The organism is Proteiniphilum sp. X52 (assembly GCF_003712195.1).
Taxonomy (GTDB): Bacteria; Bacteroidota; Bacteroidia; order Bacteroidales; family Dysgonomonadaceae; genus Proteiniphilum.
The window spans coordinates 89,552-106,158 of record NZ_RDSD01000006.1 but is presented as its reverse complement, the minus strand read 5'-3'; the positions used below and the strand labels follow the sequence as shown (position 1 = coordinate 106,158).

Annotated in this window: 10 protein-coding genes; 7 read left to right on the top strand and 3 right to left on the bottom strand. The window is 44.9% G+C overall.

Annotation, left to right across the window (positions count from 1 at the left end):
* Nucleotide 1: 1 nt before the first annotated feature.
* A complete protein-coding gene (locus tag D7D25_RS06905) occupies nt 2–3,466 on the bottom strand; it encodes a SusC/RagA family TonB-linked outer membrane protein (RefSeq protein WP_122968247.1) in 3,465 nt (1,154 codons plus the stop codon).
* Between the two features lie 159 nt (nt 3,467–3,625).
* Nucleotides 3,626–4,552: a FecR family protein gene (locus D7D25_RS06900; RefSeq protein ID WP_122968246.1), complete on the bottom strand. Its 927-nt coding sequence runs from the start codon at nt 4,550–4,552 to the stop codon at nt 3,626–3,628.
* Between the two features lie 148 nt (nt 4,553–4,700).
* Here D7D25_RS06900 and D7D25_RS06895 point away from each other — a divergent pair, with 148 nt between their 5' ends.
* The 7 genes from D7D25_RS06895 (at nt 4,701) to D7D25_RS06865 (ending at nt 15,695) form a co-directional block, all read left to right on the top strand.
* Entirely contained in the window at nt 4,701–5,300 is a 600-nt protein-coding gene (locus tag D7D25_RS06895; protein ID WP_255417222.1) for an RNA polymerase sigma-70 factor, read from the top strand.
* Nucleotides 5,301–5,369: 69 nt separating this feature from the next.
* Entirely contained in the window at nt 5,370–6,344 is a 975-nt protein-coding gene (locus D7D25_RS06890; protein WP_255417221.1) for a FecR family protein, read from the top strand.
* 86 nt (nt 6,345–6,430) lie between these two features.
* The gene (locus D7D25_RS06885) at nt 6,431–9,838 is read left to right on the top strand and encodes a TonB-dependent receptor (RefSeq protein ID WP_122968245.1); all 3,408 of its coding nucleotides are present in this window, start codon (nt 6,431–6,433) and stop codon (nt 9,836–9,838) included.
* Between the two features lie 27 nt (nt 9,839–9,865).
* On the top strand, nt 9,866–11,395 hold the full coding sequence (locus tag D7D25_RS06880) for a RagB/SusD family nutrient uptake outer membrane protein (protein ID WP_370453843.1): 1,530 nt from the start codon (nt 9,866–9,868) through the stop codon (nt 11,393–11,395).
* A gap of 71 nt (nt 11,396–11,466) precedes the next feature.
* Nucleotides 11,467–11,751 (top strand): LysO family transporter, encoded by a 285-nt coding sequence (locus D7D25_RS06875; protein ID WP_122968243.1) that lies wholly within the window; start codon nt 11,467–11,469, stop codon nt 11,749–11,751.
* Nucleotides 11,741–12,343, top strand: a complete 603-nt coding sequence (locus tag D7D25_RS06870) for a lysine exporter LysO family protein (RefSeq protein WP_122968242.1) — start codon at nt 11,741–11,743, stop codon at nt 12,341–12,343. The genes D7D25_RS06875 and D7D25_RS06870 overlap by 11 nt, the downstream gene beginning before the upstream one ends.
* A 223-nt stretch (nt 12,344–12,566) precedes the next feature.
* Nucleotides 12,567–15,695 carry a glycoside hydrolase family 2 TIM barrel-domain containing protein gene (locus D7D25_RS06865; RefSeq protein WP_122968302.1) on the top strand — a complete coding sequence of 1,043 codons (3,129 nt, stop codon included), beginning with the start codon at nt 12,567–12,569 and terminating at the stop codon, nt 15,693–15,695.
* Here the strand turns inward: D7D25_RS06865 and D7D25_RS06860 are convergent.
* On the bottom strand, nt 15,682–16,248 hold the full coding sequence (locus tag D7D25_RS06860; protein WP_122968241.1) for an RNA polymerase sigma-70 factor: 567 nt from the start codon (nt 16,246–16,248) through the stop codon (nt 15,682–15,684). The genes D7D25_RS06865 and D7D25_RS06860 overlap by 14 nt on opposite strands.
* Nucleotides 16,249–16,607: the final 359 nt, after the last annotated feature.

The following is a 16,607-nucleotide window of genomic DNA, read 5'->3' as shown; positions in this document are numbered from 1 at the left end:
GTTAAAATTTAATATTCACATTGAATCCGATACTGCGGGTCGCGGGATAACCATTCAGTTCCAGCCCTTGCCCGTTTGTGTTGTTATAAGCCGATTCGGGATCAATGTTGTCGGTATGTTTGAGAATGGTCCACAGGTTACGGGCGACCAGAGAGATGCTCATCTCTTTTACCGCTTGCTGCCTACTCAATAATGACTTTGGAAGGTTGTATCCCAACGCCAGTTCGCGTAGTTTGATAAAACTGGCATCATAGATAAATTCTTCGGAGATGCTGTTCGAGACGATGCTCTGCCAGTATTCCTGCGCCGGTTTTGCCACTGTATTCGGCACATAACTTTCCCCGTCCGCACCTAACATAACACCTTTTCCGATGATGGTTCCGGCAGCCGCGTTCTCGCGTCCCTGTAATGTGTTTTTATGTAGCCCGCTATTGGTCAGGCTCAGATTTGTCCCTGAGAAAATCTTGGCGCCGAATTTGAAGTCGAGGAGCAAAGCCAGCGTGATATTCTTATAGGAAAACTGGTTGTTCCAGCCTCCCGTGAGTTTATACACGCCGTTGCCCAGGACGGATAAGTCGGTCTCGCGTTGGGGGAGGCCATCTTTATAAACGATTTCACCGTTATGGCGCAAATATTTGTAGCCGACCAGTTCTCCGTAAGGACGGCCGACAATATTCTGTACGGTTACATTTCCCGAACGGGAGGATGCTCCGTCGATCTGTAACATCTCTACATTCTCACCCAGGTATTTTACTTCGCTGTTGTTATGAGCGATATTGAAGGTGGTATTCCAACCGAAATGACGGTTATGCACTGGCACGGCATTCACCATAAATTCGACCCCCCTGTTTTCGATTTCGCCCACATTTTGAATCTGGGCACTGTATCCTGTGGCGCTGCTGACGGTTACCACAGCGATATCATCCCTTGTATTCTTTACGTAATAAGCCATATCGAACGACAGACGGTTGCGTAAGAAAGCCAGATTCAACCCGCCTTCATATTCGGAGATGCGTACCGGCTTCAGGTTGGGATTAGGAAAGGTACTTGTATTTACGGTGGCTACTTTCTGCCCATTCACCACATAATCGGATATTTTATATGTGAGCAGGTTCTGATAGGCTGATGTTCCGTTGGAAGCCGAGGCGTAAGAAGCCCTTGCCTTACCGAAGGTAAACCAGTCCGGCATTTTGAACGTATCGGTAAACACCCACGACAGGGTAGCCGATGGATAAAAGTATTGGTTGTTTTCGGGCGACAGGGTCGAAAACCAGTCGTTACGTCCTGTCAGGTTGAGGAATATTTGGTTCTTCCAGCCGAAATCTACAGTCCCGTATATTGAATTTACCTTGTACTCCGCATAGTTTTTCTTGAACCGGTGATCGGCCAGATTATTGACTGACCACAGCCCATCGACGATAAAAGGGCGTCCGCCGTCCACCAGCCATTGTTTCATCAGGTTGTGCAGACGGTTTCCACCTACAGTGGCATCTACCGACCAATCACCGAAAAGTTTGTTGAATCCGATTAAATAATTCATGTTCGTTTCGGAAAAGTTTTTAGCATACTCATTCATAAAACCGTTGGGATCTGCCGCTGCGCCAATAGGTTGTACCTGTTTGAATTCAATGTTATAACCGTCGCGTTGAACAGCTCCTTGTGCATACAGCCAGTCGGTAATGTCATAACGCAAGGTTATAGAACCGGTCAGTCGGTTCTTGTTCATTTCGTTGGTTTTCCTGTATTGTAACCAATAAGGGTTATTGAAATATTCGTTGGTTCCACCTATGAGTTCTTTTCCGTCGTCGGTTGTTCCCCAGTCGGCAGATTCGCTTCCGCGTTCCAGCCAACGCACGTCAAACGAATTGGCTCGGTAGAGCAGTGAGGCGTTGGTATTGCCGTTCCCATCGGAAAGATTGGATCGTCCGTTGAACTTTTCGAAGACATAATTGGCGTTCACTGTCAGGTGCAGCTTATCGGTAATGTCGTAGGTGGTATTCGTATTGATGCTCTGCTGGCTGATACCGGAATTGGGGAGAATACCCTTCTCGTACATATTGGAAACGCCGAATCGGTAAGTGATGTTATCCGAAGCCTGGCTAATGCCGACAGAGGTAACATTGTTGATACCTGTCCGATAAAAATTCTTCCAGTTGTCGATATAGGAATAGGTGTATTCATTGCCCAGGAAGTTGACGGCTTTCCCTCCATCCAGCCGTTCTCCCCAACTGGATGTTTCGGTTGCCTTGGCTACATCAGCCGACAAGGGACGTTGCCCCATGGAGCCCTGTCCGTATATTGTCTGGAAATCGCGGTAGTCGTAGATATTGTTAAACGTAAGGTTATTATTGAACTCGATGCTTACGCCTTTCCCTTTCTGTCCTGACTTAGTCGTAATCAGGATGGCTCCGTTACCTCCCCGATAGCCGTACAATGCCGATGCTGCCGCACCTTTGAGCACCTGTATGCTTTCGATGTCGTCGGGATTGATATTCGACAACCCGTCGCCGCCATCCAGACCACCCCATGTCCCGGCCGACGCCTGGTTGGTATTGTCAAACGGGATACCGTCTACAACATACAACGGTTGGTTATTACCGGTCAGCGAAGCATTCCCGCGGATGATAACCCGGCTACTGCCTCCCGCACCGGTCGCGTTCCCAGCTACCGTTACCCCGGCAATCTTGCCCGAGAGGGCATTGCCTAAATTCACGTCACGCGCCAGGGTAAATTCTTCACCCCCGACTTGCGTGGTGGAATACCCTAACGATCTTTTCTGCCGTTTGATTCCTAACGCCGTAACAACCACTTCATCCAGCACTTCGGTTTCTTCCTGTAAAATAATGGTGAAGCTCGTTTCTCCTGTTGTGTTGATTTCCTGTTCCCGATAACCGATATAAGAGATACGGATAATCGCGTCGTTTTCCACCTGAAGGGAAAAATTACCGTCTACGTCCGTTACCGTACCGTTAGAAGCAGTACCTACTTCAATAATATTAGCACCGATAACGGGTTCACCGTAGACATCCGTTACGGTTCCGGAAATCTGCTTTTTTTGTTGTTGGGCAATGACTTTTTCCGTAGCCTCTTCTTTCTGTTGTTTTGCCGAAAGGATAATATGGTTCCCTTCCATGGAATAGTCCAGATTCCTTTTTTTCAACATGGAATTCAGCACTTTTGATACAGTCTCTTGTTTTGCTTTTATTGAGACTTTGCTGTTGGTTTTTACTTCATTGTTATAAATGAACAGGTAGTCGGTTTGCTTTTCAATCTCATTTAAAATTTCCCTGAGGGTTGTATTACGCTTGTTGATCGTTACTCTGGCATTTTGCGTATAACCTGTTTCGGCCATAGTGCAGAAAATGCCGGTAAATAATAGGATAATAGTCACTCGCATAATCAATAAAAAAAAATTTGTGGGTACTTTTTCGGTTAAATTGTTACCCGTTGAATTGTTTTTCTTCATACATTTGTCATTGTTTTAAGTTGATACTTAGATAATTTTAGACGTGTCGACGTAAGACATCCTACCGGTAGACGTTGCAGCGCCTGCCGGTTTTTTTAGTTTCCTCTGGTCATTCAATTTTCTGCTTTATTTATCATAGGCTTTTATTTTTTACGGTGGTTATTTTATATACACTATCCCTGTTGTTTCATCCCTTTGGTAGGAAAAATGGATACTTTTCTGCAGCACCCTTAATGCATAATCCACTCCATCAGACTGCCTGAATTTTCCGGTATAGGTGCGTTGTGGCAATGAGCTGTTAGAGATTTGTATCCGGATATCAAAATACTTTTCGAGAGACTGCAGGATATCTTCAAGGCTTTTATTATTGAAGGCGATCAAACCCTCTTTCCAGAGATACTTATCCCTGTCGGTTATTGGGGTCACATATAGTTTTCCATCTTCCAGGTAGCTTCTTTCATCAGGGTTGAGAGTGGTGAGTTTATGATCGTTCTTGTAAATCTCCACACTTCCTTCGAACAGGCTGGTCTCGAAACTTCCCTGTTTTGAATAGGCTTCCACGTTGAATGAGGTGCCGGTTACCTTAATGTCGCCCGAAGTTGTTTTCACCATGAATGGTTTTTTATCGTCTTTGCTTACCTCGAAAAAGGCTTCCCCGTCTAAATAGACAATTCTTCCTTTCCTTGAAAATTCAGTGGGATAACGCAATGTGCTATTGGCATTCAGCCAAATGTCGGTGTTGTCGGCAAGGATCAGGTGGATACGTTGCCCCGGGGGTACAACAAGCGTATTGTACTCTTCCTGCCTGTTATTTTCGTATATCAGCCCGCGTATATATAGTGTGCTTACCATCAATAGCAGCAGGGTAGCGGTTACCGTACCGATACGATACCATGAGATTGTATGTCCTTCCCGGCTCGGTTTCGAGGTGCCGGGAGAACCAAACAATAGGGCATCGTATGTTTTGCGTTCCCGCAAGAAGGTATTTCTGTTCGCTTCGGAAATTTCCAGCCATTGCCTGATCTTTTTTTCTTCCTCAAGCCTTGTCTTACCTTCAAAAAAACGGTACAGTAAGTCTCTATCCATTGTTTATCTTTTTCTTGTTATATCTATAACATGCCAGGATAGGATTACCCTAAAATAATGGATATTTTTTTTAAAATTATGTCGGCTTTGCCATGTCCGATTATTTGTTTACTTTTGTTTTATCCCATTATTCTTATTCTACTTTTATTTGGAAAAACATAGGGGGCATATTTCTTCAGTGGATCTTCAAACCCTGTCACAGCCGGAGTTTGAAGAGTTGTTTTGTCGGTTTTATCCACAGGTGGCATCCTATGCCACCGTAATATTGGATGATAGGACGGCAGGGGAAGATATTGCCCAGGAAGTATTTGTATACGTATGGGAAAAGAGGAAGGAACTGTATGTGGGGGAAGGGTTTTACAGTTATTTGTTCCAGTCGGCCTACTCAAGATGCATAGATCACATTCACAGGAATAAACGGCTGGAAAAATATGCCAAAGAGTCTCTCTTGAGGTTTGCTGCCGAATATCAATCCTATATCGATAATGATTCCCAGGCTCTGAAAGAACTTTTCAGTAAAGATTTTGAGGAAAGGCTCAATGCCTTGCTCGGTAATCTTCAGGAAGCGAGAAGACAGGTCTTTGAATTGGTTTATCGCGACGGATTGAAAGCCAGGGAGGTCTCCGTAAAACTGAATATCCCGCAACGCACGGTGGAAAGCCATATTTATCTTGCCATGAAATACCTTAGAGAACACTTATCCCCATCCGATTTTTTCATTTTGGCACTTCTTTGTAAATATTTTTGAAAAAAACGCCCTTATGCTCCGTAGTTTTTCAGCGATGTTCGTTTAGCCAATATAGACGTAAAAATTGCGATGGATTCAGGATTTTCAATATTGATCAAATATCTTTCCGGCCCTCTTTCTCCCACGGAGAGGCAAGAACTCGAGCAGTGGCGGAGCTTGTCGCCCGAAAACCGACAATTATTTTCAGAAGTAAGTAAATTGCGCTTACTGAATGAATTTTCCCGAAAAAACAATGTTCCCGGAACCGCACTTGCCCTTACTCAGGTCAGAAAAAGAATCCGACATCGCACACTGCGGTACCCTGTCCGCAATATTGTCAAATACGCAGCCGCGGTGATTATGGTTGTTTCGCTTTCAATCTTCGGGCTGATACGGTCAGGGAGTGAAGACTACACCGTTATTTCGGTGGCGGAGAATGAATCGATCAAAAAAGTACGCCTGGATGACGGCACCTTGGTTTGGCTTTCCGCATCATCCGAATTGCGGATACCCGAGTCATTTTCGAGGTCCGACCGCAATGTTGCATTAAAAGGGAAAGCTTATTTCGATGTACAAAGAGATCCCGAATCCCCCTTCAGGGTGACTTCCCGTTATATGAACCTGAAAGTAACCGGTACATCATTCGACCTTTTGGTAGAGGATGAAGGACGACATGTGGAAACGATCCTTGTTTCGGGTAAGGTAATACTGCAAAACAGCCGCAACAAAGATGTTTTTGAGATGTCTCCGGGTGAAAAAGTGGTATATGAGGCCCAAAGCAATCATTATACGGTCTCCACGGTGGATGTGAATACTCTCACCTCATGGCACCTGGATCAAATAACATTCGAAAACGCTACCCTGCGGGAAATTGTCAATAAATTGAGCCTCATCTATGATGTGAACATTAATCTCGAATCGAAAAAACTGGCAGATCATCGTTACAGGTGCGTTATCAATCGTGAAGAAACATTAAAGGAGGTGCTGGATATATTGAGTTACCTGGCTCCCATACATTACCGCATGGAAGGGAATGAAGTATTCATCACGGAAAGAGAGGTATGATTTGAACGCAGAGATAGAGTGACCCCGATATTTTATACTAATAACAAAAACTAAAATGTATGAATGAACACGTAAAATACAAATGTATGCGAACGGTAAAGTCTTTACTGTGGCTGTTTTTCCTGAATGCGAATATCCTGGCGTCGGCAGTTACGGCGCAATCGGTGAATGTGAAACTGAATTTGGGAAACACCACCGTCGGCAATGTGATTGAACAGTTGAACCGGCAAACGGGATATGAGTTTTCTTATAATGCCGATATCCTTTCGGAAAGATTGGAAAATGTATCGGTAGAGGTGGAAAACGAACATATTGAGACGGTCCTGTCACGCGTATTCGCTGCGACTGAAATCAGTTTCAAAGTGATCAACAACAGGGTATTCCTGAAAAACAATAAAAGTACGGGAAGTGAAGAGTCGCAGTCTGCCAACAACGCGCGGCAACCGGCAACGAGATGGGTTGCGGGAGTGATCACCGACACCCAGGGTGAACCGGTGATCGGTGCCACGGTCATTGAGAAAGGAAATCCGGCAAATGGAACGGTGACCGATATCGATGGGCACTTCAGGCTCAATGTGGCTCCGAATGCTGTCCTGGAAATATCTTATGTGGGATATGAACCACAGGAAGTGGCAATTGCCGGAAGGAATTCTTTCGATATTACGTTGCGGGAAGATACCCAAACATTGGATGAATTGGTTGTGATCGGATACGGAACTTTGAGGAAAAGTGATCTTACGGGCGCCATTTCGTCTGTCAATGTGGAAGAACTGGGAAAAAGGACTACCACCAATCCGGCAGAAGCGCTCCAGGGAAAAGTGGCCGGAGTGAATGTGCAGAAGTTCGGGGGAAACGCCGGTTCGGGAGTCCAGGTAAAGATCCGTGGTGTCAAGACTTTTGGAGATAATAACCCCCTTTATATTGTCGACGGTTTTCCGGGAGACATAAACAATGTGAATCCTCAGGATATAGAGTCGATGGAAATCCTGAAGGATGGTGCCGCGGCCGCCATTTACGGTTCAATCGCAGCGAACGGGGTGGTACTGATCACCACTAAAAGCGGCAAGAGAGGTGAGACCAAGATTGAATTCAACTCTTACCTTAGCTTCGCGGATGTGGCCAGGAAATTGGAACTATTAAATGGTCCGGAGTACCGCCAGGTACACAGGGCAATGTACGAGAACTGGAATAGGTATGCTGCTGACAACGACAAAGTCACCTTGCCGTCATATGTGACAAAAGAATCGAATGTCAATACCGATTGGCAGGATGCCATGTTAAGGAACGGAGTTGCCCAGAATTATATGTTGGCAGTAAGAGGCGGAGCCGAGAATTCAAACTATTCCATATCATATAACCGTTTGGATGAGAAAGGGATATTCCTGGGAAACAACTATCGTCATGATAATGCCCGTGCCAGATTGAATATGAAGAAGAATATTTTTGAATTGGATGCCAATATTGCTTTCAAGTACACCGACAGTAAACAGCCGAGGTATAGTTTAAAGGAGATGTACATGCTTTCACCATTGGTCCCGATATACGACGAAAGCCAACCTTCGGGTTATGGCTTGACCGATTTCGACGGTATCCCCAACAACCGGAACGTGATGGCAGATCATAACTTCAGGGATTCCTCCAACAAGAAGTACCATACCACGGCCAATGTGGGAGTAACGGTGAACTTCACCGATTGGTTGAACTTCAGGAGCAGTTATGCCTACAGGGGTGAACATGAGCGAAGGGTCTCTCATGAGCCTGTATATGTGGCGGATATACGTTCCAAGAGGGAATACCCCTTTCATGAAGAATATTCCGGTTATTGGGAAGAACAGGTGTTTGATAATGTGTTAAGTTTCAACAAAGTGTTCAATATCCATTCGGTCAATGCCATGATCGGCAGTTCTGTCACACAGGAAAGGATGACCTGGAATTCAGTCGCCGTGGAAGGCAAATCGATATTATACAAGGTTGAAAACGGTCGCCTGGTCACGGAAGAGGTGGCGTCAGGATTCCTCGACCCCTATTTCTCGACCATAAGGGCTGGGGCAGGAGGCACCTACAGTGGAGACGGCACATTGTGGGACTACAGACGGGCGTCATTTTTCGGCCGTCTCAATTACAATTATGCCAATAAGTATTTAGTGCAGTTGACTTTGCGTCGCGACGGCTCCTCGAAATTCGGTGCGGACAGCCGCTGGGGTTTATTTCCCTCCGCGGCCTTGGGATGGCGTATCAGCCAGGAGGAATTCTTTCCTGAAGATGGTTTTGTGAGTGATCTTAAATTACGCGCCAGTTGGGGACGTTTAGGGAATGAGATCTCCCTGGGAAGATATGATTTCCTTGCCCTGATCTCCACATACAATACCAAATACCAGGGATATGTGAAGGGTAATGGCGAAAATCCATGGCCGGGTAGCATTGCGCGCTCATTGGAAAATAAATCTTTGAAATGGGAAACAACCGATAATAAGAATATAGGTGTGGATTTCGGATTGTACAATAATAAACTGACCGGTGCGCTGAACTACTACCACAATGAAACGATAGACCTGTTGATCACTAAGGCATTGCCTCCTTCTGCCGGACTCAGCAATCCCACATTGAATGTGGGTAAGATGAGAAATAATGGTGTAGAGTTGGAACTGAACTGGAATGATAAAATCAATGATTTTAATTATGGTATCGGATTCAATATGGCTACTATCAATAACCAAGTGATTGCCCTTGCTGATGCCAACCAGGTATTGTACGGCGAGGGGCTTAAATTCGGCACGGAACATTTCCCTACTCAGACCCGGGTTGGAATGCCGATTGGCGCCTTCTATCTTTATAGGACTGACGGGCTTTTCCAAAACGAACAGGAGGTCAATGCGCATGTGAATAAAGACGGTCAAATGCTTCAGCCGAATGCCCGTCCGGGTGATATTCGTTTTCTCGATGTGGATGGCGATGGGGTGATCGATGAAAATGACAAGGAATACATCGGATCAGGCATTCCCAAGATCGAGGCGAACCTGACTTTCACGGCAGATTACAAAGGATTCGATTTGTCACTGCTTTTAAGTAGCGCCTGGGCGCATAAGCTCTATAACGGGAATAAGTATTTCTATGAAGGGATGAATTCCGGATCCAACTTCCTGAGATCGACATTGGATGCGTGGACACCGCAGAACAGTTCCACCGATGTGCCGCGCGCCGTTTATCAGGACCCGAACAATAACCTCAGGGAATCCGACCGGTTTATTGAGAATGGGGATTTTGTAAGACTTCGCCAGTTACAACTGGGGTACACGTTGCCTGTCACTGTTTCACAGAAATTGCACTTAGATAAACTGCGTTTCTACCTCAGTGGTGAAAATCTCTTTACCATCACCTCGTATTCGGGGATCGATCCGGAATTTTCTCGCTCCAGTGTGCTCGATTCCGGAGTGGACAGGCATATATATCCTTTCACAAGATCTTATACCGTTGGGCTTCAACTCACATTTTAACTTTAACAGATTACAGTTATGCAACGAATAGTAAAATCAATATATATACTTTTAATCAGTTCATTACTCCTTCTACCGGCATGTAATGATTACCTGGATGTAAATTCTCCGGATATGTTGACATCCGGGAATTTCTGGAGAGACCTCTCGGATGCCGAAGCCGGCCTCGCGGCAGCCTATTCCCAGTTGGAATATTCCATCGATACCTGGGAATATGCCGAGGTGAAATGGCCGGTGGAAGCCTACAGGGAAGATATTATATCAATGGGTAACGATGCGATGAATTATCCCAACTGGGTTGAACTCTATAATTTTTCCTATACGAATGGTAATTCGCAGATCAGTGCTTACTGGTGGAATAATTATACCGGAATCAGTTTTTGCAACCAGGTGATAGAAAAAGTCTCGGAAATACCGGATGACAAGATTGACCCGCAGCAAAGAACCCAGATCGTGAATGAAGCCCATTTTTTAAGAGCTTACTACCATCTGAAACTTGTTCTCAATTGGGAAGAAATCATAATCCGGGATAAATACATCACCAATCAGCAAGATTTAAGCAAGGATAAGTCTTCGCGGGCTGATGCGTGGGATTTTATAATCGGGGATCTGAAGAGGGCTGCCGCTTTGCCTGAAAGCCATTCCCCCGACCATATGGGAAGGGCTACAAAAGGAGCGGCATATGCCTATCTGGGATGGTCTTACCTCACCCGTGCTTATGAAACGCCGGATAAAAAGGCTGAATATCTGCAACTTGCCGTGGATGCTTTCGATGAAGTGAAAGGATATAGCCTTGAAAGCGATTTTTTGAGTATGTTTACAGGCGATAATAAAAATAGCAAGGAGTCGATATTCGAATTGCAATTCTCTATGAGCACAGCCAACGGCGCAAATTATCGCACACAATTCCATAAGTGGATCGCTTCCTCTGAACTGGGAGGCTGGGATGAGATACTTCCCAGCCCTACATTGATGGAAGCGTTTATCAAAGAAGGAAAGATCTCGGAGACAGGACATTACGACAGCCGGTTATACCAGACTATCTTCTTCCGGGATGATTATTTTAACGATGGGACAGGGAAAGTGTACGGATATGAATACGACGCTCTTTTCTCCAGCAACGGGATATCTTATAATCGTCCGGTATTCAGGAAGCTTTTACCGGGTACAGAGGAAGGGTTGACGCAAAATTTCACGGCAATAAATTTGCCTTTGATGCGTTATGCAAATGTGATGTTGATGAAAGCAGAGGCTTTGAATGAATTGGACCAGACCGCACAGGCTATTCCTCTGGTCAACGAGGTACGCCGGGTACATGGTGATATGCCGCCAATGGCGGGTAGCTCACGGGAAGAGGTGCGCCGGCAGATCGAACATGAGAGGATGATCGAATTTCCTCTGGAAAACTTTCGCTGGTACGATCTGAGAAGATGGGGTAAATTGGGAGACGCGCTACAGAGCGCCGGCAGAACCGGTTTTTCACAAGAAAGAAACGCTTTCTTCCCTATTCCTTTGACGGAGATCAACACCAATGAAAAGCTTTCGTTGAATAATTGACAAGATATAAACAAAGGTGCCGTTGGATTATAGGAAAATAACCAACGGCACCTTGCAATCCTTTTTTTAACATGTTTATCGCAATTGGTTTCATGGTGCTTGGAGGTGTTTTGGGATTCTTGTGGCGAAAAAAAGAATTCGGAAATATTTCAAAAATTATTAGCCTGCTGATCTGGGTTCTTTTGTTCATTCTCGGATTGGAGGTAGGTGGCAATCCCCAAATTATATCCGGGCTGACCCATATCGGGATCGAAGCTTTGGTGATTACCGCTGCCGCGGTTTTGGGTAGCGCTATAGCCGCATTATTGCTCTGGAAGCGTATCAATAATAAGCAAAAAGGCCTTCATGAAGAGTAGTATTATTATTGTCTCTTTTTTTGTCCTGGGTGTATTATCGGGTTATTTCGAAATTATCCCGCTTTCGGCCGTTGAAAATGACATAAGCTTTTATGTGTTATGTTGTTTGATGTTTTGTGTGGGATTGAGCCTGGGGAATGATTCCAATACGTTGAAACGTTTCACCAGGATAAACCCCCGATTTTATTTGCTGCCGGTGGCAACCATTGTCGGCACACTGGCGGGATGTGCGATAATAAGTCTTTTATTTCCAGGACGTTCGGCTCTGGAATCTATGGCGGTGGGTAGCGGATTCGGGTATTACTCGTTATCCAGTATTTTTATAACGCAATACAAAGGAGCCGAGCTTGGCACTATTGCGTTACTTTCGAATATTATCCGTGAAATAATGGCATTGTTGCTTGCGCCGCTTTTTGTGAAATATTTTGGCAAGCTGGCGTCCATTTCGGTGGGAGGAGCTACCACGATGGACACCACCCTCCCGATCATATTGAAATTTTCGGGGAAAGAATTTGCCGTTATTTCCGTTTTTCACGGATTCATACTTGATCTCAGCGTACCTGTTTTGGTTGCGCTATTCTGCTCTTTATGAGTAAATTATCATATAAAACGTCCCAGTTCCCAGTTCCCAGTTCCCAGTTCTCAGTTCCCAGTTCCCAGTTCTAATTTCTCAGTTCTCAGTTCTCAGTTCTCAGTTCTCAGTTCTCAGTTCTCAGTTCTCAGTTCTTAGTTCTCAGTTCTAATTTCTTCACTCTAAAACTAATCATATGTCACAATATAAATCCCTGTTTTCAATCCTCATCCTTTTACTGTTTATGGGTGTTGGGGAAGTGCGAAGCCAAAACGCTAATCCGGAGATATGGCAAAATCCGGGAGTGAATGCGATAAACCGAGAGCCCATGCATGCCCACTTTATACCTTATAAATCTGAGAAATACGCCCTTGCGCAATACGATAAACCTGTTTGGGAGATCTTTGCACTCGATGAACAAAAGGAAAGGCGTATGTCTTTGGATGGAGTTTGGAAATTCGCGTTGTACAAAAATCCATCGCAATGCGATGATAACCGGATATTGGCATCGGAAGCAGACACTTCCGGCTGGGATAAGATCAATGTGCCGGGGAGTTGGGAATTACAGGGATTTGATAAACCGATCTATACCGATGTGCGTTATCCGTTCCCTGCCAATCCGCCATTTGTGCCTGCTGATTATAACCCTGTGGGAGTCTATCAACGGAATTTTTCAATACCCGACGAGTGGGATGGAATGGATATTTATATCGATTTTGAAGGGGTTGAGTCTGCTTTTTTTTGCTGGTTGAATGGAGAACTTATTGGCTACAGTGAGGATAGCCGTTTACCCGCTCATTTTAATATTACACCGTTACTGAAGAAAGGCGATAACAATCTCGTTGTAAAAGTATTCAGGTATAGTGACGGATCTTATCTCGAAGGACAGGATTATTGGAGGTACAGCGGCATAGAGCGGAGTGTGTTCGTATATGCGCGTCCAAAAAGCCGTGTGAAAGATTTTTCTTTAGTCGCGGGGTTGTGTAATGATTATAAAGATGGCGATTTAAATGTCGATTTGTTTTTGCATGACCCTCACGAAGGACATTCTTTAGAGGTTACCTTGTTTGATGACACCAATGTGATTCACTCGTTCAACCGGAAATTGCGGTCGAATTCAGATACGTTGGTTACTTTCTCCGGGATATTTCCCGCTGTAAAACCGTGGAGTGCCGAGATCCCGTCATTATACCGTATGGCCGTCACTTATAAGGATGCCAAAGGCAATGAATTGGAGTCGTTTTGTCATCTTTTCGGCTTCAGGTCCATCGAGATGAGAAACGGATTATTCCTGCTGAATAACAAGCCTGTAAAGTTTAAGGGTGTCAACCGCCATGAGCATGATCCCGATAAGGGAAGGACCATAACGGTGGAGAGTATGGTCCGTGACATCCAACTGATGAAGCAATTCAATATGAATGCGGTGAGATGCAGCCATTATCCGAATTATTACCCATGGTATACGTTGTGCGACATATTGGGTATTTACCTTATTGATGAGGCCAATATTGAGAGTCACGGCATGAGCGACCATAAGGCTACAACACTGGCTAATTGGCCTGAATGGGAAAAGCCTTTCATGGAACGTATGTCGCGTATGGTGAAGCGGGATCGAAATTTCACGTCGATTGTTACCTGGTCATTGGGTAATGAATCGGGATATGGTAAGCATTTTGAGACCATATATCATTGGACGAAAGGATACGATACTACCCGTCCCGTGCAATACGAGGGTTCCCGGCGGGAAGGTGTTTCCGATATTTATTGCCCGATGTACGCACGTATATGGCATTTGCGGGAGTTTGTGAATGAAAGGCGCCCGCGCCCCATGATCCTATGCGAATATGCGCATGCAATGGGAAACAGTGTGGGTAATTTGCAGGATTACTGGGACCTGATCTATCAGTATGATCAGTTGCAGGGAGGATTTATCTGGGATTGGGTGGATCAGACTTTCAGGATCAAGGATGATAAAGGAAATGAAATCTGGGCGTATGGCGGAGATATGGGATTTGTGGGCGTGCCGAATGATTCCAACTTCTGCGCCAATGGTTTGGTATTGGCCGACAGGACCCTCCATCCTCATATTTGGGAAGTAAAAAAGGTTTACCAGAATATACTCTTTGAGACTGTTCCTTTTAGTCCGGATCAGATCAGGGTCACCAACCGGTATGATTTTAAATCGCTGGAAGATTACTATTACCACTGGTCGCTCGAGGAAAACGGTAGGCCAGTTGCCTCGGGTGAGGAGACGTTTCCCGATATTCAGGCCGGAGAATCTGCTATCATACGATTGCCGCTCAATGTGGTGCCGGATCGTAATAAAGAATATTTCCTGAAAATTGAAGCTTTGACAAAAGAGGCGTCGCTTTTGATTCCGTCCGCACATAGTATGGCCATGGAGCAGTTCCCTTTCTATGTGCCGGACAGGATAGCAAAATACGATGAACCGGAAGGAGACGATAATTTGAAGATCGAAGAAAACGGCGATGTGATTGTGTTGACCGACAGAAACGGGTTCAGCGTCGGCTTTTCAAAATCGACGGGCTTTGTCAATAGCCTGAAATACAACAATAAGGAGTTGATGGTGAAAGGTTTCACACCCAATTTGTGGCGGCCGCTCACCGATAACGATGTCGCGAATGGCACATTGGAGCGTTGTGGCATCTGGAAAAATGTGGAGCAGGATATGAAACTGTTGAATTTTGCCATGCACAGTGAGAAGGGACAACATATTCAGATCACTGCCAATTATAGGTTGGAAAGACAAAATTCCTTACTTGATATCATTTATCGCGTCACCTCCAAAGGGGAGATCAAAGTATCGATGAACTTTGTGCCGGGTAAGGTCGCGTTACCGGAAATACCCCGTTTTGGAATCTATTTCATTGTGTCGGATGAATATGAAAACCTCGCCTGGTTTGGAAGAGGCCCTCATGAGAACTATGCCGACAGGAAGGCATCGGCACCGGTGGGGATATACCGGTCAACCGTGTGGGAGCAATATCATCCTTATATACGGCCCCAGGAAACAGGGAATAAATGCGATGTGCGATGGATGGCTTTCCGCGATAATAATGAGACGGGTATTTTAATAAAAGGAGAAAGGCCGTTGAGTGCCAGTGCCTGGAATTTTTCGCAGGATGATATCGATTATATTCCTTACGACATAGAGAGAAAGCACGGAGGTAGCATAGAGAAGAAAGAGTTTATCTGGATCAACATCGATCATGCCCAGATGGGTGTGGGTGGCGACAATACCTGGGGAGCCCAGGTTCATCCCGAGTATACGATCACACCCAATCCCATGTCTTACTCATTCACTATTTGCCCGGTTAATAATAATTCCGATTTGTTATCTAAAACCAGGTGAGGAGAATGGGACAAATACATAAAAAATCTTTCAACGATTCGCGCAGCACGTCGAGGGCTTTTGAGATGTGGTATTCGACGGATTTCTGACTGAGATTCATTTTTACGGCAATCACGTTGTAGGGAAGCCCTTCCACACGGCTCATCTGAAATATCTGTCGTGTTTTCTTCGGCAGTTGATTCAATGTGTGATGAATAATTTGTTGTATCTCGTCGGAGAATAAAAAAACGGGATCACACGCCTCCAGCGTACTGATCTTTGTCTGTAGCAACCACTCTGAATGATCCTTCAATTCAGAAGCTACCCGCTGCTCTATTTGCTGATGTTGCAGATGATTGAGGCATTTGTTTTTAACGATGGTCATGATATATGCCGCTGGTTTGGTGTCGGGCGGCAACCATTGACTGTTTTCCCAAAAAGCCGCGAAAGCCTCCGACACAAAATCCTCCGCCGTCTGCCTCTCTTTCACGTACCCTATCGCAAAACGGATAAAACGTTCGTGATATTCGTTGAATAAGCGATTGAAACTTTGTATATCGGAAAATGACTCCATCTGGCGCTTAACTTTGAGCGGCAAATATAGTGAAAGCCGAGCGAAAAGCCAAGCTTGCTTGGGCTTTTCGCTCGGCACATTTTACTATTCTGCAAATATAAACAAAACTTTGCACTATGTCAGTGTTTTAACATAATTGGGAAGCGATAAGAGAAAGGTTTGGTTCAAATCGGTTTACCATTAAGCTCATTCCAGTTTCTTGTAATAATTTTATATACAGACGATTATTTGATTTTTCGCTGTGGAGTTGTTTACTTTTAAGTCTACTTTGCATTTGAAAGGATTTTTTTCATCCATACATTTGCAAAACCGGATTACAAACAATATTGAGTTGCCCATTCCGGATAGTCCGACAGGAA